We start from the raw sequence: 26515 nt of genomic DNA on the forward strand, positions 1-26515 counted from the left end.
GGGCGGAAGGCGCAGATGTCGTTCCTCCGCCCGGTCCATAGGTGGTTTTAGCCCTTCAGGACTTCAACCAGCGTCTTGCCCAAGCGAGCCGGAGACGGCGACACCTTGATGCCTGCCGATTCCATCGCCGCGATCTTCGATTCAGCGTCGCCCTTGCCGCCCGATACCACGGCGCCGGCATGGCCCATGGTGCGGCCCTTCGGTGCCGTACGGCCGGCGATGAAGCCGGCCATCGGCTTCTTGCGGCCCTTCTTGGCCTCGTCCTTCAGGAACTGGGCTGCGTCTTCTTCGGCGGAGCCGCCGATTTCGCCGATCATGATGATCGACGTCGTGGCTTCGTCGGCGAGGAACATCTCCAGCACGTCGATGAACTCGGTGCCCTTGACCGGGTCGCCGCCGATGCCGACAGCCGTCGTCTGGCCGAGGCCTTCATTGGAGGTCTGGAAAACGGCTTCATAGGTCAGCGTGCCCGAGCGGGACACGATGCCGACCGAACCCTTGCGGAAGATCGAGCCCGGCATGATGCCGATCTTGCATTCCTCCGGCGTCAGGATGCCCGGGCAGTTGGGCCCAAGCAGGCGCGACTTGGAACGGTCGAGGCGAGCCTTGACGCGCACCATGTCCATGACGGGGATGCCTTCGGTGATGCAGGTGATAAACGGGATCTCGGCGTCGATCGCCTCGATGATCGCGTCGGCGGCGCCGGCCGGCGGAACGTAGATGACGGTCGCGTCGGCGCCGGTTTTTTCCTTGCCTTCTGCAACGGTTGCAAAGATCGGCAGGCTTTCGCCCTTGGAGCCGGTCCAGGTTTCTCCGCCCTTCTTCGGGTGGATGCCGCCGACCATCTGGGTGCCGTAATAAGCGAGCGCCTGTTCGGTGTGGAAGGTTCCGGTCTTGCCGGTCAGACCCTGAACGAGGACCCTGGTGTCTTTATTGACGAGAATGGACATTCTTTCGATCCCTCAAATTAGCCGTTGATCGCTGCGACGATCTTCTTGGCCGCATCGTCCAAGTCGTCAGCCGCCGTGATCGCGAGACCCGACTCGTTCAGGATCTTCTTGCCGAGCTCGACATTGGTGCCTTCAAGGCGCACGACCAGCGGAACCTTGAGACCGACTTCCTTGACCGCGGCAATGACGCCCTCGGCAATGACGTCGCACTTCATGATGCCGCCGAAGATGTTGACGAGGATGCCTTCGACCTTGGGGTCGGCGGTGATGATCTTGAAGGCCGCAGCGACCTTCTCCTTGCCGGCGCCGCCGCCGACGTCGCAGAAGTTGGCCGGCTCCTTGCCGTACAGCTTGATGATGTCCATCGTCGCCATGGCGAGGCCGGCACCGTTGACCATGCAGCCGATATTGCCGTCGAGCGCGACATAGGCGAGATCCCACTTGGAGGCCTCGATTTCCTTGGCGTCCTCCTCGGTCTCGTCGCGCAGCGCCTTGACGTCGTCGTGACGGAAGAGCGCATTGCCATCGAACGACATCTTGGCGTCGAGGACGCGCAGATGTCCATTCTTCATGACGATCAGCGGGTTGATTTCGAGAAGAGACATGTCCTTCTCGTTGAAGGCCTTGTAGAGCAGCGGGAAGAGCGACTTGGCGTCTTCTGCGGCTGCACCTTCGAGCTCGAGGGCGGCGGAGATCCTGGCGACGTCGGCCGCCGTCACGCCGGCTTCCGGATCGATGGCGATCGTCTGGATCTTCTCGGGCGTATCGTGGGCGACAGCTTCGATGTCCATCCCGCCTTCGGTGGAGACCACGAAGGCGACCTTGCCGACCGAGCGATCGACCAGCAGCGAGCAGTAGAGTTCGCGCTCGATGTCGGCGCCGTCCTCGATATAGAGGCGGTTGACCTGCTTGCCGGCTTCACCGGTCTGCGCGGTCACCAGCGTGTTGCCGAGCATCTCCTTGACGTTGGCAACAACGTCTTCGATCGACTTGGCGAGACGTACGCCGCCCTTGGCTTCCGCCGACAGTTCCTTGAACTTGCCCTTGCCGCGGCCCCCCGCATGGATCTGGCTCTTGACTACGTAAAGCGGGCCGGGAAGCGACTTGGCGGCCGCTTCCGCTTCTTCAACCTTGAGAATTGCCACACCCTCGGCAACTGGCGCGCCATAGCCCTTCAGCAGAGCCTTGGCCTGATATTCATGAATGTTCATGGGTCTATCCCTGTTTCGATTACTTCAGCGCCAATTACTTCAGGGCAGGCGCGATGTTGATGCAGGCCTCGCAGAGACCGGCGACGGCGGCAACCGACTTGTCGAAGGCCTCCTTCTCGGTCTTGTTGAGGTCGATCTCGATGACGCGCTCGACGCCGCCGACGCCGATGACGGTGGGAACGCCGACATACATGTCCTTGACGCCGTATTGGCCAGTGAGATGAGCAGCGCAAGGCAGGACGCGCTTCTTGTCCTTGAGGTAGGATTCGGCCATTTCGATCGCCGAGGCGGCCGGCGCATAATAGGCCGAGCCGGTCTTCAGGAGGCCGACGATTTCGGCGCCGCCGTCACGGGTGCGCTGGATGATCTCTTCGAGGCGCTCCTTGGTGACCCAGCCCATGGTGACGAGGTCGGTGAGCGGAATGCCGCCGACCGTCGAGTAACGGGCGAGCGGCACCATCGTGTCGCCGTGGCCGCCGAGAACGAAGGCCGTCACGTCCTGAACGGAGACGTTGAATTCCTTGGCGAGGAAGAGACGGAAGCGCGAGGAATCGAGAACGCCTGCCATGCCGACGACCTTGTTCGCCGGGAGGCCGGAAAACTTTTGCAGCGCCCAGACCATGGCGTCGAGCGGGTTGGTGATGCAGATGACGAAAGCGTTAGGCGCATATTTCTTGATGCCGGCGCCGACCTGCTCCATGACCTTAAGGTTGATGCCGAGAAGATCGTCGCGGCTCATTCCCGGCTTGCGCGGGACCCCGGCGGTGACGATGCAGACGTCAGCGCCTTCGATCGCCGAATAGTCGCTGGCGCCGGTCAGATTGGCGTCGAAACCTTCGACCGGAGAGGACTGTGCGATGTCGAGACCCTTGCCCTGGGGGATGCCGTCGGCGATGTCGAAGAGGACGATATCGCCCAGCTCCTTCAGGCCGGCGAGATGCGCCAGCGTGCCACCAATCATACCAGAACCAATGAGTGCGATCTTGTTACGCGCCATTTCGCTGTTTCCTTTGCGATCAAATTCGTCGAACGACGCTGCAAGGCCGCTCAATGACGCAATCGCATAGACCCAAAGCCCAAAAATGGCAATCCATTAATTTTGATGCAGCATTTTCAATCGTTTAGATAACAAATTTCTTACGTAAACGTAAGAGATTTTGTCACTTGATTGTTACTCGGCGGCACGTTTCGCATGGTGCAGCGCAAGATATTCGGCACTTCGCATCTCGAACAGTCGTGATGCCGTGCGGTCGAATTCAAACCCCTCGGTACCCCGGCGGGTGACGAGCAGTTCCTCCGGCATCGCCGCCGCCGATACATAAAGCCGCACGGCATGATCATAGAACGTATCGACCATAATGATGAATCGCTTGATCTGGTTCCGCTTCTCCGGCCCGAGCAAGGGAACGTGGTCGAGGAAGACGGTATCGAACCGTTCGGCGATGGCCAGGAAGTCCGCAGCCCCGAGCGGCTTGTCGCAGAGATCGGCGAAAGAGAACCGCGCCATCCGGTCGGCGGCAAGCGGCACGTGGATGGAGCGCCCCTTCATCGGAATGTCGAGCGGTTGCGCCTTGCGTCCATGCAGCGCCTGCGTCCAGGACGCTTCCATCGCCATGTCATTGTGGTCGTTGATCGGCACCAGATAGACCGGCTGGCTGCTCAGCTTTTCCATCCGGTAATCGGTCGGCGAATCCAGGGTAACAATATCGACATGTTGTTTGAGCAGGGCGACGAAGGGCAGGAACAGGCCGCGATTGAGACCATCCTTGTAAAGATTGTCCGGTTCGACATTCGAAGTTGCGACCAGCACGCATCCCCGCGCGAAGAGTTCGGAAAACAGCCGCGACAGGATCATCGCGTCAGCAATGTCGGTGACGGTGAATTCATCGAAGCAGAGCAGTTCCGCTTCCTCATAGAGGGCTGCGGCGACCGGCGGCATCGGATCGGCCTGCTTCGTCTCGCCGTTCTTGAGCTTCAGCCGGTGCGCCGCGATGCGGCTGTGAACATCCGCCATGAATTCATGGAAATGCGCCCGCCGCTTCTTCCTGCACGGCGCCATCGAGAAGAACATATCCATCAGCATGGTCTTACCACGTCCGACGCTGCCGTGGATGTAAAGCCCCTTGATGCCGTCGGCGGCTTTCTTCTTCTTGGCAAACAGCCAGCCAAGCGCGCTCGCCTTTGCCGCCGGCCGCAGCTGCTTCAGCCCGGCAAGCACGCGATCCAGGCTTTTGGCCACGTCCATCTGGGCGGAATCGACCTGCAACGCACCGGCCAGCGTCAGCGATTTAAGCTGTTCGCAAACGCTGAGCGCATAATCTGGCATTGGCTGCATGAGGGCATGTCCGCCTGTCAGTCATCGGCGGGCGCCGCCGGATCGCTTACCCCCGCCGGTTCAGTTGCCGGCCGGTTCATTTACCGCGCCAGCTCATTTACCGGCTGAGGCTGATCTGCTGACCTGTATTCGTCTGGCCTTGGAAGCGATTGTCGGCCGTCTTGTAGACGCTGCCGATCTGGTTGCCCGAACGATCCTTGAGCAGCACCTGCTTGCCCGCCACCTCCCAGGAGCCCATCGCCGTCAGCTCGCCGACGCAGCCGCGCGTGCCGCCACGCGAGCCGCTGCCGAGATTCGTGAGCGTCAGGAACATGTCGCAGCTGCCGTTGACGCGCCAGCTTCCGACCATCGATTCCTTGGTGACGTCGAGTGCATTCGCAGCCATGGCGCCGGACTGTGCCCCAGGCATCGGTGCCGTCGCCGTCGGCGCGGCCGGAAACTGCGCGCTGCCGGTCGGCGGGGGAAGCTGCCCGCCCTGCACCGAGGGGACAGGCTGCGCCGTCAACGGCGCCGGCCCGGCATTCGAGTTGGAGCTGTAATCATATGCCGTACGCTGACAACCGGCTAGCGCGAGAGCCACCACCAGACCTGTTATCGCATATCGCAACTGCATCATCATACTCCTGAATTCGGCTATAGCCGCAAAGAAACGGGCGTGAGATAGGCCCGATTATCGTAATTCGCTTTGGTTAATCAAGTCGGGCTGCATAAATTGCCCGTGACAACAACTAACCGAAAAACGATACAGTTCAACTGCCCCGCTGCAAAACTTCCTGCACATAGAATTTGTCAGGAACGTGTTGCGCGCGTGGATCTCCGCCCGAGTCCTTGCGAGCTCCCGCAGTGATCAGACCCGGCGCTCGACCATCATCTTCTTGATTTCGGCGATTGCCTTGGCTGGGTTGAGGCCCTTCGGGCAGGTCTGCGCACAGTTCATGATCGTGTGGCACCGGTAGAGGCGGAACGGATCCTCGAGATTGTCGAGACGCTCGCCGGTCGCCTCGTCTCTGGAATCGATCAGCCAGCGATAGGCCTGCAGCAGAACGGCCGGACCGAGATAACGGTCGCCGTTCCACCAGTAGCTCGGACAGGAGGTCGAGCAGCAAGCGCAGAGGATGCATTCATAGAGGCCGTCGAGCTTCTGCCGGTCCTCATGGCTCTGCTTCCATTCCTTGGCCGGCGTCGGTGACACCGTCTTCAGCCAGGGCTCGATTGAGCGATGCTGGGCGTAGAAGTTGCTGAGATCGGGCACCAGATCCTTGACGACTGGCATATGCGGCAGCGGATAGACCTTTACCGCGCCCTTGATATCATCCAAGCCCTTGGTGCAGGCGAGCGTATTGGTGCCGTCGATGTTCATCGCGCAGGAGCCGCAGATGCCCTCGCGACAGGAACGGCGCAGCGTCAGCGTCGGATCGATCTTGTTCTTGATGTAGAGCAGGCCATCGAGCACCATCGGGCCGCAATCGTCGACATCGATGTAGAAAGTGTCGATCGACGGGTTCTGGCCGTCGTCCGGGCTCCAGCGGTAGACGCGGAATTCGCGCGTGTTCGTCGCACCGGCCGGCTTCGGCCAGACCTTGCCTTCGCGCATCTGGGAGTTCTTCGGAAGAGCGAGTTCAACCATGCCAGGTTCCTCTTGAGATCAGTAGACGCGCGCCTTCGGCTCGATCTTGTACGGATCGATGCCTTCGGCAATCAGCTCGGTGTGAACGGGCCGGTAGTCGAGTTTCACCTCGCCTGCGTCGTTCACCCAGGCGAGCGTATGCTTGCGCCAGTTGAGGTCGTCGCGGCCGGCGAATGCGCCCTCGGTATAATCCTCGCGGGCGTGCGAACCGCGGCTCTCCTTGCGGGCCTCGGCGCCGTAGATCGTCGTAATGGCGTTCGCCATCAGATTCTGCAGCTCGAGCGTTTCCACGAGATCGGAGTTCCAGATCATCGACCGGTCGGTGACCTTCAGATCGCGCATTTCCTGCCAGATCGCCGAAATGCGCCGGCAACCGGATTCCAGCGATTCCTGCGTGCGGAACACGGCCGCGTCCTCCTGCATGGCGCGCTGCATCTTCTCGCGCAGCGCCGCCGTCGGCGTGCCGCCGCTAGCGTGACGCAGGCCGTCGAAACGATCCATGATCTTGTCGCAGGCGGCGACGTTGAGATGCGGAATCGGCTCGGCGCGGTCGATCACCTCGCCGGCGCGAATCGCGGCGGCGCGGCCGAAGACCACAAGGTCTATCAGCGAATTGGAGCCGAGGCGGTTGGCGCCGTGCACCGAGGCGCAGCCGGCTTCGCCGACAGCCATCAGGCCGGGGATGATCCGTTCCGGATTGGCGCCGTCGGCATTCAGCACTTCGCCCCAATAGTTGGTTGGAATACCGCCCATATTGTAATGAACGGTCGGCAGAACCGGGATCGGCTCGCGCGTGACGTCGACTCCGGCAAAGATCTTGGCGCTCTCGGAAATCCCCGGCAGGCGTTCATGAAGAACGGCCGGATCGAGGTGGTCGAGATGCAGGAAGATGTGGTCCTTGTTTTTGCCGACGCCACGCCCTTCGCGGATCTCCAGCGTCATGCAGCGCGAGACGACGTCGCGCGAGGCAAGATCCTTGGCCGAAGGCGCATAACGCTCCATGAAGCGTTCGCCTTCGGAGTTGACGAGGTAGCCGCCTTCGCCGCGCGCGCCTTCGGTGATCAGACAGCCCGAACCATAGATGCCGGTCGGGTGGAACTGCACGAATTCCATGTCCTGCAGCGGCAGGCCGGCACGCGCCACCATACCGCCGCCGTCGCCGGTGCAGGTATGGGCCGAGGTCGCCGAGAAATAGGCGCGGCCGTAGCCACCGGTCGCCAGCACCACCATCTTGGCGGCGAAGCGATGGATCGTGCCGTCGTCGAGGCACCAGGCAATGACACCGGTGCAGCGGCTGCCGTCTTCCGACATGATCAGGTCGAGCGCGAAATATTCGATGAAGAATTCGGCATTGTTGCGCAGCGACTGGCCGTAGAGCGTATGCAGGATGGCGTGGCCCGTACGGTCGGCGACAGCGCAGGTGCGCTGTACCGGCGGGCCTTCGCCGTAATTCTGCATGTGGCCGCCGAACGGGCGCTGGTAGATCTTGCCTTCCTCGTTACGCGAGAACGGCACGCCGTAATGCTCGAGCTCGTAGACCGCCTTCGGCGCTTCCATGGTGAGATACTGCATGGCGTCGACGTCGCCGAGCCAGTCGGAACCCTTGACGGTATCATAGAGATGCCACTGCCAGCTATCCGGCGTCATGTTGCGCAGCGAGGCGGCAATGCCGCCCTGGGCCGCAACCGTATGAGAGCGGGTCGGGAACACCTTGGTTATGCAGGCGGTGCGGAAACCCTGCTCGGCCATGCCGAGCGTCGCGCGCAAGCCCGCGCCGCCGGCGCCGACGACGATCACGTCATAGGAGTGATCGACATATTTGTAGGCCTTGCCATTCTGGGCGGGTGAGGTCGGTGCCATGTCGATCTTATCCTACGAATGCGATTTTCAGAATGGCGAAGAGACAGAGACTGGCGATCACGATCGCAAAGAAGGTGTTCAGCATCAGCAGAGCGATCTTGCCGAATTCGCCATGAACGTAGTCCTCGATGATGACCTGCATGCCGAGCTTCATATGGATGACGCCCGATATCACCATCAATCCCATGACGACGGCGACGAAGGGGTTCGACAGGGCGCGAACCACATCCGCGTAGGGCGCGCCGGCATAGGCGATCATGAAGATGACGAAGAACAGGATCAACGGAATATTGGAGACCGCAGTCAGCCGCTGACGCCAGAAATGGCTCGTGCCTTCCTTGGCGGAGCCGAGCCCGCGAACCTTGCCGAGGGGGGTGCGCATATCCATGAGAGGACCTTCAGAAGCGAATGAGGAGGCCGATCGCCCAGACCAGCACGGTCAGACAGAGCGATCCGATGACGTTGGCGATGGCGAGCTTGGTCGAGACTTCCTTCTCGAAGCCGTAGCCGAGGTCCCACATGAGATGGCGGAAGCCGCCGAGCATGTGGTGCAGCAGTGCCCAGGTATAGCCGAGCAGCACGAGCTTGCCGAGCAGGCTGCCGAGCACCCAGTTTGCCCAGTCGTATGAGCTCTGGCCGCTTGCCGCCGCGATCAGCCACCAGGCGACGAGCAACGTGCCGACGTAAAGCGCGCCACCGGTGATGCGGTGGACGATGGACATGACCATGGTGGGAATAAGTTTATAGACTTGCAAATGCGGCGACAGGGGCCGGTTATTTGTCACGTTCGCCATCAGAACCTCGCGGCGGCTTCTCTGCGCTCCCGGGTTTCGGAGCATTCTCAGTCAACCACACGAATGACAAAATCCTCTGTGTGCGTTGCATCAATTGCGACGTTTAATCACCGGACAGCCATACGACAAGCACAATTGCTGTCTGCTTCTAATTTAATCGATTCGGGTTACCGCGAAGTTTGCGGGCTAACGAAACTGATCTTTGGCGCTCAATATTTCAGCCACTCCGCCGGCGCGCATGGACAAGCCACGGCTTTTGGCGCAATCTGGCGTTAACGATTTGTTAACGATCGCAATTCCAGAGGCCGGCATCCATGTTTCCCCGTCTGTCGAGAGTTACCTTGCTTGCCCTTGCCGCGCTGGCTGCACTTCCCGCAATGGCGGGCGAGCGCCGCGACGATCATCGCTTTTCCGGCCATCGCCGTGTTTTCCACGACGGATTTCAACTCGGCGAAAGGGTGAGCTGGCGCGACCGCGGCATTCGTTTCGACAGCGCCTATGGCCATCGACACGGCAGAAAGCGGATGCCGATGCTGAAGCAGTTTTCGCCGGCGGGAGCCAGTCGCATCGCCCGCGGCAGTCTCGTCGTGCTCCTTCCCCAGGCAGCCGGCGGATACGGCGGCGGAAGCTATTCCGGGTCTTCCTATGTTTACGAGACCGATGGCGGAACCTATGTCGGGGGCGACAGCTACGGCTACTATCCCGCAATCCGGCCTGAGCCGCTCGCGCCGAAGGCGAAGGTCATCGACGTTGCCATCCAGGACGACCCCTGCTCCTATGAAGCCAATGTCTGCGTCATCCGGCCTTAAACCATGTCGAAAAATCGCGACGCGCTATAGAGTTCTGTATTAACCGGCCACGAAGCGCCATACCGTCGTCTTCTTGACGTCGCTGTCCTCCAGCGCCCGCGTCACCGGCACCTGATAGGCGGCGCAGAATTCCAGCCGGTCCCGAGGCAGATAGCTGCGCCCGGGATCGCCGACTAGCACCGGCCTGCCCTCGGCCGCCAGTCTCGAGAACCAGGGGACGAGCGCATCGGCGAACGTGCGGTCGTAGAAGACGTCGCCGGCAAGCACAATGTCAGCCTCGACGCTCGCACCGACCAGGTCGGCGCCGGTAAATCCGACTGCAACATGATTGGCCCCGGCATTCAGCCGGATTGCCGTCTGCGCCCAGGGGTCGATATCGGCAGCCATGACCTCGCGGGCGCCGGCCATGACGGCCGCAATGCCGACAAGACCGGAGCCGCTTGCAAAATCCAGCACCCGCTTGCCGCGCACCATGTCCGGATGATCGAGGATGTAGCGCGCCAGTCCCTGCCCGCCCGCCCAGGCAAATGCCCAGAAGGGCGGCGGCAGGCCGATTGCTTCCAGTTCCTCCTCCGTCTTCAGCCAGAGTTCATGCGCCTCGCTCGCCAGATAGAGAGAAATCTCCGGCACGTGCGGCGGCGGCATCAGACTGGTATTGGCGCGGATGAAGGCTTCCGGGTCGGTCTTCAAAGTTTTCAGCGCGGCGGATTGTCGAGCCCGCCCATGCGGCAGACTTCGGCCCATTCATCATCCGTCACCGGCTGCACGGAAAGGCGCATGGAGGTGACGAGCGACATCTTGGACAGTTTCTCGTTCGCCTTGATGTCCTTCAGCGTCACTGGCTTCGGCATGTCCATGACGGCGCGGATATCGACGCAATCCCACTTCGGATCGCCCTTGGCGGTGGAGTCTGGATGCGACAGGGCTGCGACTTCGACGATGCCGACGATCTCCAGCCCGTCATTGGAATGGTAGAAGAATCCTTTATCGCCGATTTGCATCGCCCGCATGTTGTTGCGCGCCAAGTAGTTGCGCACGCCCGTCCATTCCGTGCCCTTGTCGCCGGCGGCCTTCTGCTGCTCCCAGGACCAGGAGGCAGGTTCCGATTTATAGAGCCAATGCGCCATGTTTACGCCTCCGGCTTATTGAAGACCCAGTTGAACGGCTTGATCTCAACGCTTTCGAACAAACCGGCCTTGGCGTAAGGGTCGGCATCGGCAAGCGCCTTTGCCTCTTGCGCCGTCTCCGCCTTGACGAGCACCAGACTGCCGCAGGCCTTGCCCTCATCATCGAGGAAAGGGCCGGCCATGGAGAGCTTGCCTTCGGCATTGAGCTTGTCGAGATAGGCAAGATGCGTCGGCCGCGTCTCCATGCGGACGTTGGAATGTCCCGGCTTGTCCTTGCAGAGCAGGGCGAAAAGCATGTCTATTCTCCTATTCGGTGGTGATTGGACGCGTCATCAACTGCTCGATGGCGTCTGATATGTCGAGCCTGCCTTCGATGATGGCGGAAACGGCATCGGTGATCGGCATGCTGATCGAAAGCGCCGCGGCAAGGCGGGAGGCAACGGAGGCGGCGAGCGCACCCTCCACCAGAGCGCCGTGCACGGGATCGGTCTTTTCGCCGCGCCCGAGCGCAATGCCGAAACGCAGGTTTCGAGATTGATGGCTCGTCGCCGTCAGTACCAGATCGCCGAGACCTGAAAGTCCGCGCACCGTATCGGCCTGACCGCCTTTGGCCACGACGAAGCGCGACATTTCCGCCAGCCCGCGCGCAATCAACGCCGCGCGGGCGGATTCGCCGATGCCGCGGCCCTCGACAATGCCGCAGGCGATCGCCAGCACATTCTTGAGCGCGCCGCCGAGCTGGACGCCGACGCGGTCGGTGGAGGCATAGAGCCGGAATGTTCGCCCGGAGATCGCCTGAGCGAGCCGCTCCGCTGTCTCGATGTCGTCAGCCGCAATCGCCATCGCCGTCGGCAGTCCTTTGGCGATATCGGCGGCAAATCCCGGGCCGGAGAGAACCGCAACCGGATGGTCCGGCAGTTCCCGCTCCAGCATGTCGGTCAAAAGATTGCCCGTTGTTCGCTCGATGCCCTTGGCGCAGGTGACGACAACCGCATCCTTCGACAGATAGGGACCATATTGCCGCGCCGCATCGGCCTGCGCCTGCGATGGCATCGCAAAAAGCACGATTGAGGCGCCGGCGACCGCTTCCGCCTCGGCCGAGAATTCGAGCGATTCCGGCAGGATAATGCCGGGCAGCACGGCATCATGCAGCCGCTCGCTCTTCAGATCGGCCATCAGCGATGGATTGCGCCCGACGAGCGTCACGGCACCGCGGCCGGCAAGGGCGATGACGGCGGCAAGCGCCGTCCCAAAGGCACCGGATCCGATGACGGCGATCTTTTCGCTCATGCCTTGGCTCCTCTCTTTCCAAAGCCGATCAGCGTTTCGGCGTTAGCATCGAGCGGCCAGCGCGAACGCGGCTGCACGTCAAGCGTATCAGGCTCTACGCCGGTCGCCATGCGCTCGAGCCCCGCCCAGGCGATCATCACCGCATTGTCGGTGCAGAGGCTGAGCGGCGGCGCAATGAAGCGGAAACCGTTCCGGGCGCAGAGCGCCTGCAACGTGCCGCGCAGTTCGAGATTGGCGGCGACTCCGCCGGCAACGACGAGCGCCGGCTTCTCGCCGGTCGTCGGGAACTCCGTTTTGAAGCGTTGCAGGCCGCGACCGATGCGGTCCTTCAGTGTGCGCGAAATCGCCTTCTGGAACGATGCGCAAATGTCAGCCACATCCTGATCGCTGAGCGGCGCGATCTCTTGTGCCGCCTGCCGCACCGCCGTCTTCAGACCTGAAAAGGAGAAGTCGAGCCGCGCCTCGCCGACGAGCGGGCGCGGAAAATCGAAGCGATCGGCATTGCCGTCCCGCGCCATCCGCTCCACCGCCGGGCCGCCGGGATAGGGCAGGCCGAGCAATTTTGCCGTCTTGTCGAAAGCTTCGCCGAGCGCATCGTCGATCGTCGTGCCCCAACGTTCATACTGCCCGACACCGCGCACCAGGATCAGCTGGGTATGGCCGCCGGAAACGAGCAGCACCAGATAGGGAAAGGAGAGCCCGTCGGTCAGCCGCGCCGTGAGCGCATGGCCTTCGAGATGGTTGACCGCATAGAGCGGCTTGCCGGCGGCTCTGGCGATCGCCTTACCGGTCATCAATCCCACGAGCAGCCCGCCGATCAGACCCGGGCCTGAAGTTGCGGCGATGGCGTCGATATCTGTCAGCGACACATTGGCGCGCTTCAGCGCCTGCTCGATCAGCTCGTCCAGCGCCTCGACATGGGCGCGCGCGGCGATCTCCGGCACCACGCCGCCATAGGCGCTGTGCTCGTCAAGCTGGGAAAGCACGACATCCGACAGGACGTTGCAATGCCCCTCCGCATCACGCTCGACGACGGCCGCGGCGGTCTCGTCGCAGCTTGTTTCGATGCCGAGGATGCGCAGAAAGGGAACCATGAGGCCTGTTCGTTGATTGCGATGGAACGGAAACCGGTTTACGAGAATTCCGGTAACAACGGAACAGAGCGGATGCAAACAAAACCTTTCCGGATCGGCACGCGGGGCAGCCCGCTGGCGCTTGCCCAGGCGCATGAGGCCCGCGACAGGCTGATGGCGGCGCATCATCTGCCGGAAGAGATGTTCGAAATCGTCGTCCTGACGACGAAGGGCGACCGCATCACCGATCGATCGCTCGCCGAGATCGGCGGCAAGGGCCTCTTCACCGAAGAGCTCGAACAGAAGCTTGCCGGCGGCGAGTTGGATTTTGCCGTGCATTCCACCAAGGACATGCCGACGCGCCTGCCGGAAGGCCTTCACCTCTCCGCCTATCTGCCGCGCGAAGATATTCGCGACGCGGTCGTCGGCCGCACCGCGCGCAAGCTGATCGACCTGCCGCATGGCGCCACCGTCGGCTCCTCCTCGCTGCGCCGCCAGGCGCTGATCCGCCGCATGCGGCCTGATATCAATGTCATCACCTTCCGCGGCTCGGTCGAAACCCGCCTGCGCAAGCTCGAAGAAGGGCAGGTGGATGCGACCCTGCTGGCGCTTGCCGGCCTGAAACGCCTCGGCAAGGTCGAGGTGCTGACCGATATCCTCGACCCCGACACGTTCCCGCCGGCGCCGGCGCAGGGGGCGATCTGCCTCGAAAGCCGCGTCGGCGATCAGAGGATCGACGACCTGCTGGCGGCGGTCAACGATGCCACGACCTTCGACACCGTCTCCTGCGAGCGCGCCTTCCTCGCCGCTCTCGATGGTTCCTGCCGCACGCCGATCGGCGGCTATGCCGTCTGCGAAGGTGACCTCATTCGATTCTCCGGCCTGATCATCACACCCGACGGCCGCAGCCAGCATGCGGTGACGACCGATGGCCACCGCCGCGATGCGGCCGCACTCGGAACCCGCGCCGGCCAGGATGTGCGTGCGAGAGCCGGCAGCGCCTTCTTCGACGACTGGCGCTGAAGCGGCCATGCGTGTGCTCGTCACCCGCCCCGCGCATTCGGCGACAAGAACAGCACAACGTCTGCGCGATATGGGCCACGAGCCTCTGCTGCTGCCGCTGCGCCGGCCACAGCACGATAGTGCGGCAGCCGCAGACGCACTAGAAACCACCAGCGGCGCGATAGCAGTGACCAGCGCCGAAGCCGTCAGGGTCATGTCGGCTCTCGGCGAGAAACTGCGTCCGCATCTTGTCCGACCGCTTTTTGCGGTCGGTGAGATTACGGCGGAAGAGGCCCGCCGCCTTGGCTTCCGGTCCGTCGCCGCATCCTCAGGCAACGGTCGCGACCTCGCCGATCTCGCCGCCGCTGAGGCAGCAGATGAGTTGCTCTACCTTGCCGGCATGCCGCGCGCCGAAACCTTCGAAGGAAGATTGCGCCAACTCGGCATCCGCTTTTCCGTCGCCGAGTGCTATCGCATGCAGCCGGTCGCTCCTAACCCGGCCGAGATCGAAGCTCTTTTTTCGGACCACCGCCCGGACGCCGTTCTTTTCTATTCCCGGCAGACAGCGGAGGATTTTTTTCACGTAGCGGAGCTGCGGTCTGCCCTGTCGGAGCACAGCGACACCCGCCTTCTCTGCCTCAGCCGGGCCGTGGCGCAGGTCATTCCGGCGTCCCTGAAAAAAACCGTGGCGATTTCGGCCATGCCGGATGAGCAAAGTCTTTTGTCGCTGCTTTGAATGCTATTGAGCCTTTCCTGGTCAGATTGATGCATTCTGACCAGGAAAGGCTCAAACCGCTCAATTTTGATCTAACCTCTTCCCTTAATTGGCATCACTGTCTAGTTTCGTTGCAATGCAGGATAAAGAGGACCTCATGGTATCGGGAAACCCGCCACGCCATTCGAAAAGCGCCGATGAGCCGGTCACGATCGACCTTGATGCACAGGACTTTGCCTCCGCAGCCGATACCGAAAAGCCGGTGAACAATGGTGCCGGCGATGCCGACAGCACCCCCGCCGATGCCGGCCCTCCGCCCGAAACCGAAGCGGTGTGGCAGCCCGAACCTGAACGCAAGCCGGAAGCGGAGGCGGTGGAGGAGACGCCGGCAACCGCCGAACCTTCGTTCACGCCATCTGCCGACCGGCCCGCGCCGAGGGGTGCGGGCACCGCCGGTCTCATCGCCGCCGGCATTTTCGGTGGTCTCGTCGCCCTGCTCGGCGCAGGCGCTATTCAATATGCCGGTTACCTCCCGGCTTCTTCCGCCCCACAGACGACCTCGCCCGAGATCACCGATCTCACCGGCGAGATCGACGCCTTGAAACAGACCGTGGCCAACCTCGCCGCCAATCCCGCAAACACGGGTGACGGCGCTCTTGAGACGCGTGTCGCCGCGCTTGAAACGGCTGCAACGAATCCCGCAGCGGCACCATCGGCCGACCCGGCAAATGTCGAGGCGCTCAACCAGAAGATTGCAGTGCTGAGCAGCCAAGTCGACCAGCTGCGTTCGACGATTGCTCAATCCTCCGACCAGCAGACGAGCAGCGACGCCGATATCGCCAAGCGTCTCGCCGAAGCCGAAAAGAAACTCAACGAGCCGCGCGAGGATGTTGCCGTCGCGCGGGCGATCGCGGCAGCCGCCCTAAAGGCGGCGATCGATCGCGGCGGCCCCTTCCTGGCCGAACTCGACACCTTCGCCGGCGTCGCACCCGACGATCCCGCCGTTACCGACCTGCGCGCTTTCGCCGAGACCGGCATTCCCTCGCGTGCCGAGCTAATGCGTCAGGTTCCCGACGTTGCCACAGCGATCGTCGAAGCCGTCAACCAGCCGGATCCGGACCAGAGCTGGTCGGATCGGCTGATGGCGAGTGCAAAATCACTGGTGAGCGTCCGTCCGGTCGGCAATATCGAAGGCGAAAGTGTCGAAGCGATCGCCGCTCGCCTGGAGGACAAGGTGAAGAACGGCGATCTGCCCGGCGCTTCTGCCGAATGGAAAAATCTTCCTGCTCCCGGCAAGCAGGCCTCCGCTGCCTTCAAACAATCGCTGGAGGCGCGCATCCGCGTCGAGGAACTAGTCGGCGGGGCGCTGTCGAAGGCGGTCGCCGGTGCCGGCAAGGAAGGGTGAGATCATGATCAGACTCGTCGTCTTCGCCCTGCTCGTGCTGCTTCTCGCCTACGGCTTCTCCTGGTTCGCCGATCGCCCGGGCGATCTCTCGCTGATATGGGAAGGCCAGATCTATCAGACGAAGCTGATCGTCGCAGTCAGCGCGATCATCGCTCTCATCGCCGCCGTGATGATCGCCTGGTGGTTCGTCCGCCTGATCTGGACGTCGCCGCATTCAATGACCCGCTACTTCCGCGCCCGCAAGCGCGACCGCGGCTATCAGGCGCTCTCGACCGGCCTGATCGCCGCGGGCGCCGGCAATGCATTGCTCGCCCGCAAGATGGCCGCTCGCTCCCGTGGCCTCATCCGCGCCGATCAGGAGCCGCTGATCAACCTGCTCGAGGCTCAGGCTGCTCTGATCGAAGGCCGCCATGATGAGGCGCGCGCCAAGTTCGAAGCCATGGCCAACGACCCGGAAACGCGCGAACTTGGCCTGCGCGGCCTCTATCTCGAAGCCCGCCGTCTCGGAGCCAACGAAGCCGCCCGCCAATATGCAGAAAAGGCCGCCGACAACGCCCCTTATCTGCCCTGGGCCGCCCAGGCGACCCTCGAATATCGCAGCCAGGCCCGCCGTTGGGACGATGCGATCCGCCTGCTCGAACAGCAGAAGGCCGCCCGCGTCGTCGAAAAGGCCGAGGCCAACCGCCTGCACGCCGTGCTCCTGACGGCGCGCGCTGCCGAGAAGCTGGAAGGTAATCCGGCGGGAGCCCGCGATGATGCCCTCCAGGCGCTGAAGCTCGCCGCCGATTTCATTCCGGCCGCCCTCATTGGCGCAAAGGCATTGTTCCGCGAAGGCGGCCTGCGCAAGGCTGCCTCGATCCTCGAAAAGGCTTGGAAATCGGCGCCTCATCCCGAGATTGGCCAGACCTATGTCAGAGCCCGCAGCGGCGATTCCACGCTCGATCGGCTAAAGCGCGCCGAACGGCTGGAAGCGATGCGTCCGAACAATGTCGAATCCCTGCTCGTCGTTGCCCAGGCGGCGCTCGACGCACAGGAATTCGCCAAGGCGCGCGCCAAGGCGGAAGCGGCGGCGCGCATTGAGCCGCGTGAAGCAGCCTTCCTGCTCCTGGCCGACATAGAGGAAGCCGAAACCGGCGACCAGGGCCGCGTGCGCCACTGGCTGGCCCAGGCTCTGAAAGCCCCGCGCGATCCCGCCTGGGTGGCGGACGGTTTCGTGTCCGACAAATGGCTGCCGGTGTCGCCCGTCACCGGCCGCCTCGATGCCTTCGAATGGAAGGCGCCTTTCGGCCAGATCGAGGGGCCGCTCGAAGATGGTTCAGCGCCCGCCTCGATCGAAACTGCGCTGAAGACGCTGCCGCCGCTGCGTGACGTCAGACCGGAAAGCCCGGTCAACGATCACCGCATCATTGAGCTGGAACGCGCCGCCACGATCGCCGAGGCCGTGCGCCCGGCACCGGCAAAGCCGAAACCCGTCGAACCCGCCACCAGCGACAAAGCGCCATTACCGAACGAAGCAAAGCCCTTTTTCGGCGGACTGCCTGATGATCCCGGCGTTCGCGATCCCAGGACGGAACCAGAACCCAAGACACGGCTTCGCCTTTTCTGAGACGGAACGAAACCCGCATGTTCGAACGCTTTCAGGCATTCTTCCAGAATCTCACCGCCGACCGTCCGAAGAAAGGCTTTGCCCCCGATGATCCGCGCATCGCGGTGGCGGCACTCTGCATGCAGGTCATGGAAGCAGACGGTCAGATCAAGGCAAGCGAAAAGAAGCGGCTACGCAAGCTGTTGAAGGAGCAGTATTCGCTCGACAGCCGGCAGCTCAATGCTTTGATGGCCGCCGGCTTCGAAGCCGAAAGCTCTGCCGTCGACTACTATCGCTTCACCGCCGACCTGAAACGCCATCTCGATACCGAGCAACGGCTTGAGCTGATCGGCATTCTCTGGGATATCGTCTATGCCGATGGCGAGCGCAGCGAGATGGAAGACCACGTCATCTGGCGCATAGCCGATCTGCTCGGGGTTTCCTCACGCGAACGCATCCAGAAGCGGCAGGAGGCCGCCGCCAGGGTCACGGATGTTCAGGTTGCGCAAGATGATGCCGACTGAGCAAAACCCAAACCGCGACCGGCGCCCGGTCCTCATCGTCCTGCATCAGGAGCGGTCCAGTCCTGGCCGCGTCGGCCAGTTGCTGGTTGAAAAAGGCTACCGCCTCGATATCCGTCGGCCGGTCCTCGGCGATCCGCTTCCGACGACGCTCCAAGACCATGCCGGTGCCGTCGTCTTCGGCGGACCGATGAGCGCCAATGATCCGGATGACTTCGTCAAGAAGGAGATCGCATGGATCGAGGTTCCGCTGCGGGAAGGACGTCCCTTTCTCGGCATCTGCCTCGGCGCCCAGATGCTGGTGCGTCATCTCGGCGGCAAGGTGCAGCCGAATGCCGACGGCTCGACAGAGATCGGCTGGTACCCGCTGCACCCGACCGAGAAGGGCCGTCTGCTGATGCACTGGCCGAAGATGGTCTATCATTTTCACCGCGAAGGCTTCGAGCTGCCACACGGCGCCGATCTTTTGGCCGAAGGCGATGCCTACCCGAACCAGGCCTTCCGATACGAGGGCAACGCCTGGGGTCTGCAGTTCCATGCCGAGCTCACCCGGGTGATGATGCATCGCTGGGTCGTGCACGGCGCGCATCGCTTCATTCTGCCGAACGCCCAGCAGGGCCGCGAACATCTGGAAGGCCGCATGCTGTTCGACTCGCCGCTGAAAGCCTGGCTGACAGAGTTTCTCGATATCGTCTTCGAGGGAAAACCGGCGAAGGCGGCACCCTCTATCCCTCTGCGCGCATAATCCCGCTCCCGCTTAAAGAGGTCAGGCGGGCGCGTCGAGCGTGTCGATCCTGCGCAGTTTCGGAAAACTGGAAGCCCAGATCGCTGCAACGACAAGGGTTCCAACACCGCCGACGACGACTGCCGGCACCGCGCCGAAGATCGATGCCATCGTACCTGCTCTAAATTCACCGAGTTCGTTCGATGCGCCGACAAAAACCATATTGACCGCATTGACGCGGCCGCGCAGGTGGTCGGGCGTCCAGAGCGCGATCAGGCTCTCGCGCACATAGACCGATATCATGTCGGCCGCGCCCATCACCGCCAGCGCTGCGATCGAAATTTCGGTATTGGTCGAAACGCCGAAGACGATGGTGCCGACACCGAACAGGGCAACGCCGATGAACATGTAGAGGCCGGCGCGGTGCTTGAGCGGATAGGCGGCAAGGAAGATCGCCATGACGATGGCCCCCAGGCCCGGTGCGGCGCGCAACAATCCCAGCCCCCAGGGGCCAAGCGTCAGAATATCGCGTGCGAAGATCGGCATCAGTGCGGTGGCGCCGCCGAGCAGCACAGCGAAGAGATCGAGCGAGATCGCGCCGAGCACGACCTTTTCCGCGCGGATGAAGCTGAAGCCGCCGAGGATCATCGCCCAGCTCTTGGCCTCGCCCGTCGTCTTCTGTTCCGGCCTCGGGATCATGAAGAGAAGAGCCGCGCCGAGGATGGAAAAGATGACTGCCACCGTATAGGCGGTCGAAGCGCTTACGCCGTAGAGCAGGCCACCGATGACTGGCCCTGTGATTGCGGCGAGCTGCCACGACGACGAGTTCCATGCGATGGCATTGGACAGGGCATGCTCAGGCACCAGATTGGGCGCAAGAGACTGCACTGCCGGCGACATGAAGGCGCGCTCGACGCCGAAGATCAAAAGCACCGCAAAGACCGGCCAGGGCGCGAATGTGTCCGTCGCCGTCATGATGAGCAACGTCAGCGTGCAGAGGGCGCTCACCAGCGAACAAAGAGCGGCGATGGCGCGGCGATTGTGCCGGTCGGCCACAGAACCGGTGACGAGGATGAGCAGCAGCGACGGCAGGAATTGTACCAGCCCGATCAGGCCGAGATAGATCGCTTTGCCGGTCTGGTCGTACATCTGCCAGCCGACGGCGACGCTGACGATCTGCTGCGAAAAGGAAAGCAGGAAACGCGCGAAAAAGAAGCGCGTGTAGGACTGATGCCGAAACGCGGCAAAACGGTCTCCGGTGGGCGAAAACGACATGGGCCTTGTCCGAGGAAACGGGCGCCGGAATGGCTGTGAGGCCGCCCGTTAAACATGATCTGCCATGCGTTTCGACACGGCACTTGCCCGTTTAGTCGCCAATGTCTACATGTCTGTCAACAACCAATTGGAGACGACGATGTTTGCCTTGTTTCAAACCATTGATTTGGTTTTGAATATTTACACCTGGATACTGATTGCCAGTGCCGTTTTCTCCTGGCTCTATGCGTTCAACGTCATCAATTCCAGCAACCAGTTCGTCAATTCGGTCGGCATGTTCCTCTATAATGTCACCGAACCCGCGCTGAAGCCGATCCGCCGCCTGCTGCCGAATCTCGGCGGCATCGATATTTCTCCGATCATCCTGCTGGTGATTATCTTCTTCCTGCGTACTTTCCTTTGGACCACACTATACCCGCTGGTCGCTTGAGCCCTCCCTGGCGGCTTTCCGGCGATCATGTCCGCCTCGCCATGCGGCTGACACCTAATGGTGGGCGTGACGCGATCGATGGCATCGAGGCCGATGGCGACGGCGAGACCCTGCTGAGAGCACGCGTCACATCAGTGCCCGAGAAGGGCAGGGCCAACAAGGCGCTGATCCTTCTGGTCGCCCGGTCGCTGCGCATTCCCAAATCCAGCGTCAGTCTCGTCTCGGGCGAGACTGCGCGCAAAAAAATCCTCCGGATCGACGGAGACCCGGAGGATTTGGTAAAAAGGCTTGAAGCTTTATTAGGCTGAGGGATCAGCCCTTCGCCTTCTTGGCGCGCTCGACGGCTTCGATGATGAGCTGGCCGGCTTCCTTGGAATCGCCCCAGCCGAAGATCTTCACCCACTTGCCGGGCTCCAGATCCTTGTAATGCTCGAAGAAATGCTCGATCTGCTTCAGCGTGATCTCCGGAAGATCGGTATAATCCTTCACCTTCTCGTAACGCAGCGTCAGCTTCGGCGACGGCACGGCAATGATCTTCTCGTCCTTGCCGGAATTGTCTTCCATCTTCAGGACGCCGATCGGGCGCACGTTGATGACGCAGCCCGGGACCAGCGGACGGGTGCTGGCGATCAGGACGTCGATCGGGTCACCGTCTTCAGACAGGGTGTGCGGCACGAAACCGTAATTGCCCGGATAGGTCATCGGCGTATAGAGGAAACGATCGACGACCAGCGTGCCAGCCTCCTTGTCCATTTCGTACTTGATCGGATGACCGCCGACCGGAACCTCGACGATTACGTTGACGTCTTCAGGGGGATTCTTACCGATTGAAACGGCGTCGATGCGCATACGAAACTCCTGGGAGGTTGAATTTGGTCGCAGCCAGTTAATCGGTTTCATGCGGCAACGCAACATTGGAGATCACCAATGCGTGATGGCGCCAGCGCCCAACTGGATCAAAATTCTAGCGGAAGGTGAGCGAGGTATCGGAAAAGCGCATCAGTTCCAGATGAAACCAATTTTCTTCAACTGCTTGTCGTCGAAATTTTCCATGCCTTCGCAGAAATCGGTCCCGCCATGATGGCGGTAGAAGCGGCTGGCGGCCTCGTTTTCTTCAAGGCACCAGACGACCAGCCCGTTGCAGCCGAGCGACTTCAACAGCCGGCGCGCCTCGCCGAACAACATGTGGCCGAGGCCGATGCCCTGATATTCAGGGCGAAGATAAAGCTCGTAGATTTCGCCTTCTTGCGGCAGGGCGCGAGCACGGTTGAGACCGAGCGTGGCATAGCCGGCGACCGTTCCTGCCACATCGAGAACCAGCAATGTCGCGGGTCCGCGTGTTGCCTTGCGCCACCAGTTTTCGCCGCGTCGCTCGATCATCTGCGTCAGCGCGCGATGCGGAATGATGCCCGCATAGGTGTGTTGCCAGGCGAGCCTGTGCGTTTCCGAAATGGCTCGGGCATCGTGCGGTTCGGCCCGCCGGACATCGATCGACAACGTCTTCATAACGTTTACTCTGGTCCTGCCGCGGGCAATTAACCATATGCAACGATGCATTCGGCTCGATTGCCCACAGACTTAACATGTGGACGATGATCAAATTTTAACGCTTTTTTAACGAATGTCACAAGCCGGAATCGGCGCAGCGCACAATAAAAAACCCCGGCGCAAGGGCCGGGGTTTAAAACCGGTCACGACTGAGCTCTTAGAGAGCCGCCTTGGTCTTTTCGAACCGCTTGCGGTCGTTGGCGTCGAGATACATCTTGCGCAGGCGAATGGACTTCGGCGTGACCTCGACCAGCTCGTCTTCCTGGATCCAGGAGAGGGCGCGCTCGAGCGTCATGCGAATCGGCGGAGTGAGCTTGACGGCTTCGTCCTTGCCAGCGGCGCGAATGTTGGTCAGCTTCTTGCCCTTCAGCACATTGACCTCGAGGTCGTTGTCGCGGGTATGGATGCCGATGATCATGCCCATATAGACCTTTTCGCCGGCATCGATAATCATCGGGCCGCGGTCTTCCAGGTTGAACAAGGCGTAGGCAACGGCTTCACCGGCTTCATTGGCGAGCAGCACGCCGTTGACGCGGCCGCCGATCTCGCCCTTGTAGGGCTGGTAGCTGTGGAACAGACGGTTCATGATCGCCGTACCGCGCGTATCCGTCAGCAGTTCCGACTGATAGCCGATCAGGCCGCGGGTCGGCGCGTAGAAGACGAGACGGACGCGGTTGCCACCGGACGGACGAAGCTCGACCATTTCGGCCTTGCGCTCCGACATCTTCTGCACAACGACGCCGGAATGCTCTTCATCGACGTCGATCAGAACTTCTTCGATCGGCTCCAGAAGCTGGCCGCTCTCGTCCTTGTGCATGACCACGCGCGGACGCGAAACGGCAAGCTCGAAACCTTCGCGGCGCATGTTTTCGATCAGAACCGCGAGCTGAAGTTCGCCGCGGCCGGAGACGAAGAACGAATCCTTGTCAGCGCTTTCTTCGATCTTCAGAGCGACATTGCCTTCGGCTTCCTTGAACAGACGATCGCGGATGACGCGGCTCGTGACCTTGTCCCCTTCGGTGCCGGCAAGCGGCGAGTCGTTGACGATGAAGGACATGGTAACGGTCGGCGGGTCGATCGGCTGCGCCTTCAGGGCTTCCGTCACCGAGGGATCGCAGAAGGTGTCGGCGACCGTGCCCTTGGAAAGGCCGGCAATGGCGACGATATCGCCCGCATGCGCTTCCTCGATCGGCTGGCGCTCGATACCGCGGAACGCGAGGATCTTGGAAATACGGCCCTGTTCGATCAGCTTGCCGTCCTGACCGAGAACCTTGACGGCCTGGTTCGGCTTGATAGAGCCGGAGGCGATGCGGCCGGTGATGATGCGGCCGAGGAAGTTGTTGGCCTCGAGGATGGTGCCGATCATCCGGAACGGACCTTCCTCGACCTTCGGCTCGGGCACGTGCTTGACGACGAGGTCGAGCAGCGGTGCGAGGCCTTCGTCGGTTGGGCCTGCCGGATCGTAGTTCATCCAACCGGCGCGGCCGGAACCGTAAAGGATCGGGAAGTCGAGCTGTTCGTCGGTCGCATCGAGGGCGGCGAAGAGGTCGAAAACTTCGTTGACCACTTCGTCGGCACGGGCGTCGGGACGGTCGATCTTGTTGATGGCGACGATCGGGCGCAGGCCGACCTTCAGGGCCTTGCCGACGACGAACTTGGTCTGCGGCATCGGGCCTTCGGCAGCGTCCACGAGAACGATCGCGCCGTCCACCATCGAGAGAATGCGCTCGACTTCGCCGCCGAAGTCGGCGTGGCCGGGCGTGTCGACGATGTTGATGCGCGTGTCCCTCCATTCGATGGAGGTCGCCTTGGCGAGAATGGTGATGCCGCGCTCTTTTTCGATGTCGTTGGAGTCCATCACGCGTTCCATGACGCGCTGGTTCTCGCGGAACGAGCCGGACTGCTTCAGGAGCTCGTCAACGAGAGTGGTCTTGCCATGGTCAACGTGCGCGATGATCGCGATGTTGCGAAGTGCCATATGTCATAATCTCTGAGGCTGGGGCGCTACGCCAAGTGGACGCGCCATTTACGTTTGGCGCGCTCTTACCGTTTTTTTCGCGATTGCGAAAGGGGGTCGCGCGCGAAAGCTGCGGCATGGCCGCCGCCATGCCGCATGGGTATCTGTCATCAAACTGTCTTATGCGTCGCTGCCTGTCAATTCCTCGAAGGTCGCAAGTCCCTTTTTGACGAGCATCGCATCCGGCCTCGGCAGCTTACCGCGGAAAGCCTTGTAGGCATCTTCCGGGTCGACTGAGCCGCCGGTGGAATAGATATTCTCCTTGAGCCTATGCGCCATTTCGCCGTTGAAGGCGTCTCCCGTCTCCTCGAAGGCGGCAAAGGCATCGGCATCGAGAACTTCTGACCACATGTAGGAATAATAGCCGGCTGAGTAACCGCCGGAGAAGATGTGCTGGAAGTGCGGTGTGGCGTGTCGCATGACGATCGACTTCGGCATGCCGATCTCGGCCAGCACCTCCGCCTGTACCGCCATCGGGTCGTCGACAGGTTCACGCGTATGGAACGCCATGTCAACAAGCGCCGACGAGGTGAATTCGACGGTATTGAAGCCGGCATTGAAGGTGCGGGCCGCTAGGACCTTGTCGAGCAGAACCTGTGGCATCGGCTCGCCAGTCTCGAAATGCATGGCGTACTCCCTGAGGATGGCAGGGACGGTCAACCAATGCTCGTAGAGCTGCGAGGGCAGTTCCACGAAATCGCGCGAGACGGCGGTGCCGGAGACCGAGGGATAGGTGACGTTCGAAAGAATGCCGTGCAGCGCATGGCCGAATTCGTGGAACAGCGTTCGGGCATCGTCGAGCGACAGAAGCGCCGGCTTGCCCTCGGCGGGCTTGGCGAAGTTGCAGACATTGTAGATGATCGGCAATTCGCCGCGGCGGCCGTTCTTCAGCTCCAGCCGGTGCTGCGATTGCAGCGAGCTCATCCAGGCACCGGACCGTTTCGAACTGCGGGCGAAATAGTCGCCGAGGAAGAGGGCAAGGAGCCTGTCGTCGCGATCCCTGATTTCGAAAACCCTGACATCGGGGTGATACGCCGGCACGTCCTTCTTCTCGACGGCGCGGATGCCGAAAAGCCGGCCCGCCACGTCGAAGCAGGCGTCGATGATCTTCTCCAGCTGCAGATAAGGCTTGAGCTCGGCCTCGGAGAAATCGAACTTCCGCGCCCGAATCTTTTCGGCGTAGTGGCGCCAGTCCCACGGCATCACCTCATGGTTTCGGCCTTCCTCGGCGATCAGCGTCGCGATGTCGACCTCTTCCTCGCCGGCGCGTTTGACCGCCCGCGCCCAGACAGCCCTCAAAAGGCCGTTCACCGCATCCGCCGTCTTCGCCATGGTGTTGTCGAGCTTCAACTCGGCGAAATTGCGGTAACCAAGCATCTTCGCGACCTCATGGCGCAGGGTCAGCGTTTCCTTGATGACGGCGCGGTTGTCCGTTTCGCCGCCGTTTGCACCGCGGGCGACCCATGCCTTGAATGCCTGTTCGCGCAGGTCCCGGCGCTCCGAAAAGGTCAGAAACGGCTCGATGATCGAGCGGGACAGCGTCACGGCATATTTGCCCTCCTCGCCGCGCTCACGCGCCGCCGCCGCCATCGCGTCGCGGAGGAATTCCGGCAGCCCTTCGAGCTCCGCGCCTTCGGAAAGCATGAGCGCCCAGGCCTTCTCGTCGGCCAGCACGTTCTGGCCGAATTGCGTGCCGAGACCCGCGAGCTTTTCATTGATCTCCGCAAGCTTCTCCTGCTCTGCCTTTTCGAGCTTGGCGCCGGATTTGACGAAACCTTTCCAATGGCGTTCCAGCACTCGCGTCTGCTCCAGCGTCAGGCCGAGGGTCTCGCGGTTCTCCCAAAGCATATCGATGCGGGAAAAGAGCGCGGCGTTCATCCCGATCTTTGAATAGTGCCGTGACATCTTCGGCGAGATTTCCCGCTCCAGCGCCTGGATGACCTCATTGGTATGCGCGCCTGCCTTGTTCCAGAACAGCGCCGAAACGCGCGAGAGCGCATCGCCGGCAATCTCCAGCGCCACCACCGTATTGTCGAACGTCGGCGCGTCGCCGTTTGCGGCAATGTCGTCGATCTCCTGTTCATGCGCGGCGAGTGCCGCGTCGAAAGCGGCGGAAAAATCGCCATCATCGATGGCATCAAAACGTGGCAGGCCGTGGAGGCCATCCCAGTTGACCAGCGCCGGATTGAAATTCTGTTGAGAAGGCATCGGAGAATT

General features: G+C 61.9%; 28 protein-coding genes. 9 read left to right on the top strand and 19 right to left on the bottom strand.

Translation table 11 applies throughout. From position 1 onward, the window contains the following. Positions 1-47: 47 nt before the first annotated feature. The 9 genes from sucD to sdhC form a co-directional block, all read right to left on the bottom strand. A complete protein-coding gene (gene sucD, locus J2J98_RS19800) occupies positions 48-950 on the bottom strand; it encodes a succinate--CoA ligase subunit alpha (RefSeq protein WP_138396340.1) in 903 nt (300 codons plus the stop codon). Between the two features lie 17 nt (positions 951-967). After that, a complete protein-coding gene (gene sucC / locus J2J98_RS19805) occupies positions 968-2161 on the bottom strand; it encodes an ADP-forming succinate--CoA ligase subunit beta (protein ID WP_207601910.1) in 1194 nt (397 codons plus the stop codon). A 34-nt stretch (positions 2162-2195) separates the two neighbouring features. Further along, a complete protein-coding gene (gene mdh, locus J2J98_RS19810) occupies positions 2196-3158 on the bottom strand; it encodes a malate dehydrogenase (protein WP_207601911.1) in 963 nt (320 codons plus the stop codon). A 174-nt stretch (positions 3159-3332) separates the two neighbouring features. Continuing rightward, complete coding sequence (zapE, locus tag J2J98_RS19815; RefSeq protein WP_207601912.1) at positions 3333-4496, bottom strand: cell division protein ZapE; 1164 nt, start codon at positions 4494-4496, stop codon at positions 3333-3335. Between the two features lie 97 nt (positions 4497-4593). Further along, on the bottom strand, positions 4594-5109 hold the full coding sequence (locus J2J98_RS19820) for a protease inhibitor Inh/omp19 family protein (RefSeq protein ID WP_138396343.1): 516 nt from the start codon (positions 5107-5109) through the stop codon (positions 4594-4596). Between the two features lie 234 nt (positions 5110-5343). Continuing rightward, on the bottom strand, positions 5344-6123 hold the full coding sequence (locus J2J98_RS19825; RefSeq protein WP_004679254.1) for a succinate dehydrogenase iron-sulfur subunit: 780 nt from the start codon (positions 6121-6123) through the stop codon (positions 5344-5346). A gap of 18 nt (positions 6124-6141) precedes the next feature. Then, positions 6142-7983 (bottom strand): succinate dehydrogenase flavoprotein subunit, encoded by a 1842-nt coding sequence (gene sdhA / locus J2J98_RS19830; RefSeq protein ID WP_064707976.1) that lies wholly within the window; start codon positions 7981-7983, stop codon positions 6142-6144. A 7-nt stretch (positions 7984-7990) separates the two neighbouring features. After that, positions 7991-8371: a succinate dehydrogenase, hydrophobic membrane anchor protein gene (gene sdhD / locus J2J98_RS19835; RefSeq protein WP_020922476.1), complete on the bottom strand. Its 381-nt coding sequence runs from the start codon at positions 8369-8371 to the stop codon at positions 7991-7993. A gap of 10 nt (positions 8372-8381) precedes the next feature. Further along, the gene (gene sdhC, locus J2J98_RS19840) at positions 8382-8777 is read right to left on the bottom strand and encodes a succinate dehydrogenase, cytochrome b556 subunit (protein WP_064707977.1); all 396 of its coding nucleotides are present in this window, start codon (positions 8775-8777) and stop codon (positions 8382-8384) included. Positions 8778-9091: 314 nt separating this feature from the next. On the opposite strand from sdhC, the gene J2J98_RS19845 reads away from it, so the two are divergent. Beyond that, the gene (locus J2J98_RS19845) at positions 9092-9586 is read left to right on the top strand and encodes a hypothetical protein (RefSeq protein ID WP_207601913.1); all 495 of its coding nucleotides are present in this window, start codon (positions 9092-9094) and stop codon (positions 9584-9586) included. A gap of 39 nt (positions 9587-9625) precedes the next feature. Here the strand turns inward: J2J98_RS19845 and J2J98_RS19850 are convergent, their stop codons facing one another. From J2J98_RS19850 to tsaD, 5 genes are read right to left on the bottom strand one after another with little or no spacing between them, the layout of a single operon-like run. After that, positions 9626-10276: a class I SAM-dependent methyltransferase gene (locus tag J2J98_RS19850; protein ID WP_064707979.1), complete on the bottom strand. Its 651-nt coding sequence runs from the start codon at positions 10274-10276 to the stop codon at positions 9626-9628. 5 nt (positions 10277-10281) lie between these two features. Next, positions 10282-10713 (bottom strand): EVE domain-containing protein, encoded by a 432-nt coding sequence (locus tag J2J98_RS19855; protein WP_064712556.1) that lies wholly within the window; start codon positions 10711-10713, stop codon positions 10282-10284. A 2-nt stretch (positions 10714-10715) separates the two neighbouring features. Then, a complete protein-coding gene (locus J2J98_RS19860) occupies positions 10716-11009 on the bottom strand; it encodes a YciI-like protein (protein ID WP_064707981.1) in 294 nt (97 codons plus the stop codon). Positions 11010-11019: 10 nt separating this feature from the next. Then, positions 11020-12003, bottom strand: coding sequence for an NAD(P)H-dependent glycerol-3-phosphate dehydrogenase (locus J2J98_RS19865; RefSeq protein ID WP_207601914.1), 984 nt, complete (start codon positions 12001-12003; stop codon positions 11020-11022). After that, positions 12000-13097: a tRNA (adenosine(37)-N6)-threonylcarbamoyltransferase complex transferase subunit TsaD gene (tsaD, locus tag J2J98_RS19870; protein WP_207601915.1), complete on the bottom strand. Its 1098-nt coding sequence runs from the start codon at positions 13095-13097 to the stop codon at positions 12000-12002. Before tsaD ends, J2J98_RS19865 begins: the two co-directional genes overlap by 4 nt. Before the next feature lie 72 nt (positions 13098-13169). Here tsaD and hemC point away from each other — a divergent pair, with 72 nt between their 5' ends. The 6 genes from hemC to J2J98_RS19900 all read left to right on the top strand — a co-directional run bounded on the left by hemC (position 13170) and on the right by J2J98_RS19900 (position 19049). After that, on the top strand, positions 13170-14099 hold the full coding sequence (gene hemC / locus J2J98_RS19875) for a hydroxymethylbilane synthase (protein WP_138396350.1): 930 nt from the start codon (positions 13170-13172) through the stop codon (positions 14097-14099). Positions 14100-14106: 7 nt separating this feature from the next. Continuing rightward, complete coding sequence (locus tag J2J98_RS19880) at positions 14107-14814, top strand: uroporphyrinogen-III synthase (protein ID WP_207601916.1); 708 nt, start codon at positions 14107-14109, stop codon at positions 14812-14814. A 115-nt stretch (positions 14815-14929) separates the two neighbouring features. Next, the gene (locus tag J2J98_RS19885; RefSeq protein ID WP_207601917.1) at positions 14930-16198 is read left to right on the top strand and encodes a COG4223 family protein; all 1269 of its coding nucleotides are present in this window, start codon (positions 14930-14932) and stop codon (positions 16196-16198) included. A 1-nt stretch (position 16199) separates the two neighbouring features. Further along, positions 16200-17804, top strand: a complete 1605-nt coding sequence (locus J2J98_RS19890) for a heme biosynthesis protein HemY (protein WP_207603166.1) — start codon at positions 16200-16202, stop codon at positions 17802-17804. Positions 17805-17821: 17 nt separating this feature from the next. Continuing rightward, positions 17822-18307 (top strand): tellurite resistance TerB family protein, encoded by a 486-nt coding sequence (locus J2J98_RS19895; protein ID WP_064707987.1) that lies wholly within the window; start codon positions 17822-17824, stop codon positions 18305-18307. After that, entirely contained in the window at positions 18276-19049 is a 774-nt protein-coding gene (locus J2J98_RS19900; RefSeq protein ID WP_207601918.1) for a glutamine amidotransferase, read from the top strand. The genes J2J98_RS19895 and J2J98_RS19900 overlap by 32 nt, the downstream gene beginning before the upstream one ends. Before the next feature lie 21 nt (positions 19050-19070). On the opposite strand, the gene J2J98_RS19905 is transcribed toward J2J98_RS19900, so the two are convergent. Beyond that, entirely contained in the window at positions 19071-20303 is a 1233-nt protein-coding gene (locus J2J98_RS19905) for an MFS transporter (RefSeq protein ID WP_207601919.1), read from the bottom strand. 139 nt (positions 20304-20442) lie between these two features. Here J2J98_RS19905 and J2J98_RS19910 point away from each other — a divergent pair, with 139 nt between their 5' ends. Beyond that, on the top strand, positions 20443-20733 hold the full coding sequence (locus tag J2J98_RS19910) for a YggT family protein (RefSeq protein ID WP_011427104.1): 291 nt from the start codon (positions 20443-20445) through the stop codon (positions 20731-20733). Continuing rightward, on the top strand, positions 20730-21041 hold the full coding sequence (locus J2J98_RS19915) for a DUF167 domain-containing protein (RefSeq protein WP_064712551.1): 312 nt from the start codon (positions 20730-20732) through the stop codon (positions 21039-21041). Before J2J98_RS19910 ends, J2J98_RS19915 begins: the two co-directional genes overlap by 4 nt. Before the next feature lie 4 nt (positions 21042-21045). Here J2J98_RS19915 and ppa read toward each other — a convergent pair whose 3' ends face one another. The 4 genes from ppa to J2J98_RS19935 form a co-directional block, all read right to left on the bottom strand. Further along, the gene (ppa, locus tag J2J98_RS19920; protein ID WP_064707990.1) at positions 21046-21582 is read right to left on the bottom strand and encodes an inorganic diphosphatase; all 537 of its coding nucleotides are present in this window, start codon (positions 21580-21582) and stop codon (positions 21046-21048) included. A 150-nt stretch (positions 21583-21732) separates the two neighbouring features. Next, on the bottom strand, positions 21733-22239 hold the full coding sequence (locus J2J98_RS19925) for a GNAT family N-acetyltransferase (protein WP_064707991.1): 507 nt from the start codon (positions 22237-22239) through the stop codon (positions 21733-21735). A 199-nt stretch (positions 22240-22438) separates the two neighbouring features. After that, positions 22439-24259 (bottom strand): translational GTPase TypA, encoded by a 1821-nt coding sequence (typA, locus tag J2J98_RS19930; protein WP_064707992.1) that lies wholly within the window; start codon positions 24257-24259, stop codon positions 22439-22441. Positions 24260-24418: 159 nt separating this feature from the next. Further along, positions 24419-26506 (bottom strand): M3 family metallopeptidase, encoded by a 2088-nt coding sequence (locus J2J98_RS19935; RefSeq protein ID WP_207601920.1) that lies wholly within the window; start codon positions 26504-26506, stop codon positions 24419-24421. Positions 26507-26515 lie beyond the last annotated feature (9 nt).

It is taken from the genome of Rhizobium bangladeshense (assembly GCF_017357245.1).
GTDB classification, from domain to species: domain Bacteria; phylum Pseudomonadota; class Alphaproteobacteria; order Rhizobiales; family Rhizobiaceae; genus Rhizobium; species Rhizobium bangladeshense.

Bases quoted from the DNA above. Each gene is read 5' to 3' on its own strand.
- sucD (WP_138396340.1), bottom strand. From the start codon at position 950: ATGTCCATTCTCGTCAATAAAGACACCAGGGTCCTCGTTCAGGGTCTG.
- sucC (WP_207601910.1), bottom strand. From the start codon at position 2,161: ATGAACATTCATGAATATCAGGCCAAGGCTCTGCTGAAGGGCTATGGC.
- mdh (WP_207601911.1), bottom strand. From the start codon at position 3,158: ATGGCGCGTAACAAGATCGCACTCATTGGTTCTGGTATGATTGGTGGC.
- zapE (WP_207601912.1), bottom strand. From the start codon at position 4,496: ATGCAGCCAATGCCAGATTATGCGCTCAGCGTTTGCGAACAGCTTAAA.
- J2J98_RS19820 (WP_138396343.1), bottom strand. From the start codon at position 5,109: ATGCAGTTGCGATATGCGATAACAGGTCTGGTGGTGGCTCTCGCGCTA.
- J2J98_RS19825 (WP_004679254.1), bottom strand. From the start codon at position 6,123: ATGGTTGAACTCGCTCTTCCGAAGAACTCCCAGATGCGCGAAGGCAAG.
- sdhA (WP_064707976.1), bottom strand. From the start codon at position 7,983: ATGGCACCGACCTCACCCGCCCAGAATGGCAAGGCCTACAAATATGTC.
- sdhD (WP_020922476.1), bottom strand. From the start codon at position 8,371: ATGGATATGCGCACCCCCCTCGGCAAGGTTCGCGGGCTCGGCTCCGCC.
- sdhC (WP_064707977.1), bottom strand. From the start codon at position 8,777: ATGGCGAACGTGACAAATAACCGGCCCCTGTCGCCGCATTTGCAAGTC.
- J2J98_RS19845 (WP_207601913.1), top strand. From the start codon at position 9,092: ATGTTTCCCCGTCTGTCGAGAGTTACCTTGCTTGCCCTTGCCGCGCTG.
- J2J98_RS19855 (WP_064712556.1), bottom strand. From the start codon at position 10,713: ATGGCGCATTGGCTCTATAAATCGGAACCTGCCTCCTGGTCCTGGGAG.
- J2J98_RS19860 (WP_064707981.1), bottom strand. From the start codon at position 11,009: ATGCTTTTCGCCCTGCTCTGCAAGGACAAGCCGGGACATTCCAACGTC.
- J2J98_RS19865 (WP_207601914.1), bottom strand. From the start codon at position 12,003: ATGAGCGAAAAGATCGCCGTCATCGGATCCGGTGCCTTTGGGACGGCG.
- tsaD (WP_207601915.1), bottom strand. From the start codon at position 13,097: ATGGTTCCCTTTCTGCGCATCCTCGGCATCGAAACAAGCTGCGACGAG.
- hemC (WP_138396350.1), top strand. From the start codon at position 13,170: ATGCAAACAAAACCTTTCCGGATCGGCACGCGGGGCAGCCCGCTGGCG.
- J2J98_RS19880 (WP_207601916.1), top strand. From the start codon at position 14,107: ATGCGTGTGCTCGTCACCCGCCCCGCGCATTCGGCGACAAGAACAGCA.
- J2J98_RS19885 (WP_207601917.1), top strand. From the start codon at position 14,930: ATGCAGGATAAAGAGGACCTCATGGTATCGGGAAACCCGCCACGCCAT.
- J2J98_RS19895 (WP_064707987.1), top strand. From the start codon at position 17,822: ATGTTCGAACGCTTTCAGGCATTCTTCCAGAATCTCACCGCCGACCGT.
- J2J98_RS19900 (WP_207601918.1), top strand. From the start codon at position 18,276: ATGTTCAGGTTGCGCAAGATGATGCCGACTGAGCAAAACCCAAACCGC.
- J2J98_RS19905 (WP_207601919.1), bottom strand. From the start codon at position 20,303: ATGTCGTTTTCGCCCACCGGAGACCGTTTTGCCGCGTTTCGGCATCAG.
- J2J98_RS19910 (WP_011427104.1), top strand. From the start codon at position 20,443: ATGTTTGCCTTGTTTCAAACCATTGATTTGGTTTTGAATATTTACACC.
- ppa (WP_064707990.1), bottom strand. From the start codon at position 21,582: ATGCGCATCGACGCCGTTTCAATCGGTAAGAATCCCCCTGAAGACGTC.
- J2J98_RS19925 (WP_064707991.1), bottom strand. From the start codon at position 22,239: ATGAAGACGTTGTCGATCGATGTCCGGCGGGCCGAACCGCACGATGCC.
- typA (WP_064707992.1), bottom strand. From the start codon at position 24,259: ATGGCACTTCGCAACATCGCGATCATCGCGCACGTTGACCATGGCAAG.
- J2J98_RS19935 (WP_207601920.1), bottom strand. From the start codon at position 26,506: ATGCCTTCTCAACAGAATTTCAATCCGGCGCTGGTCAACTGGGATGGC.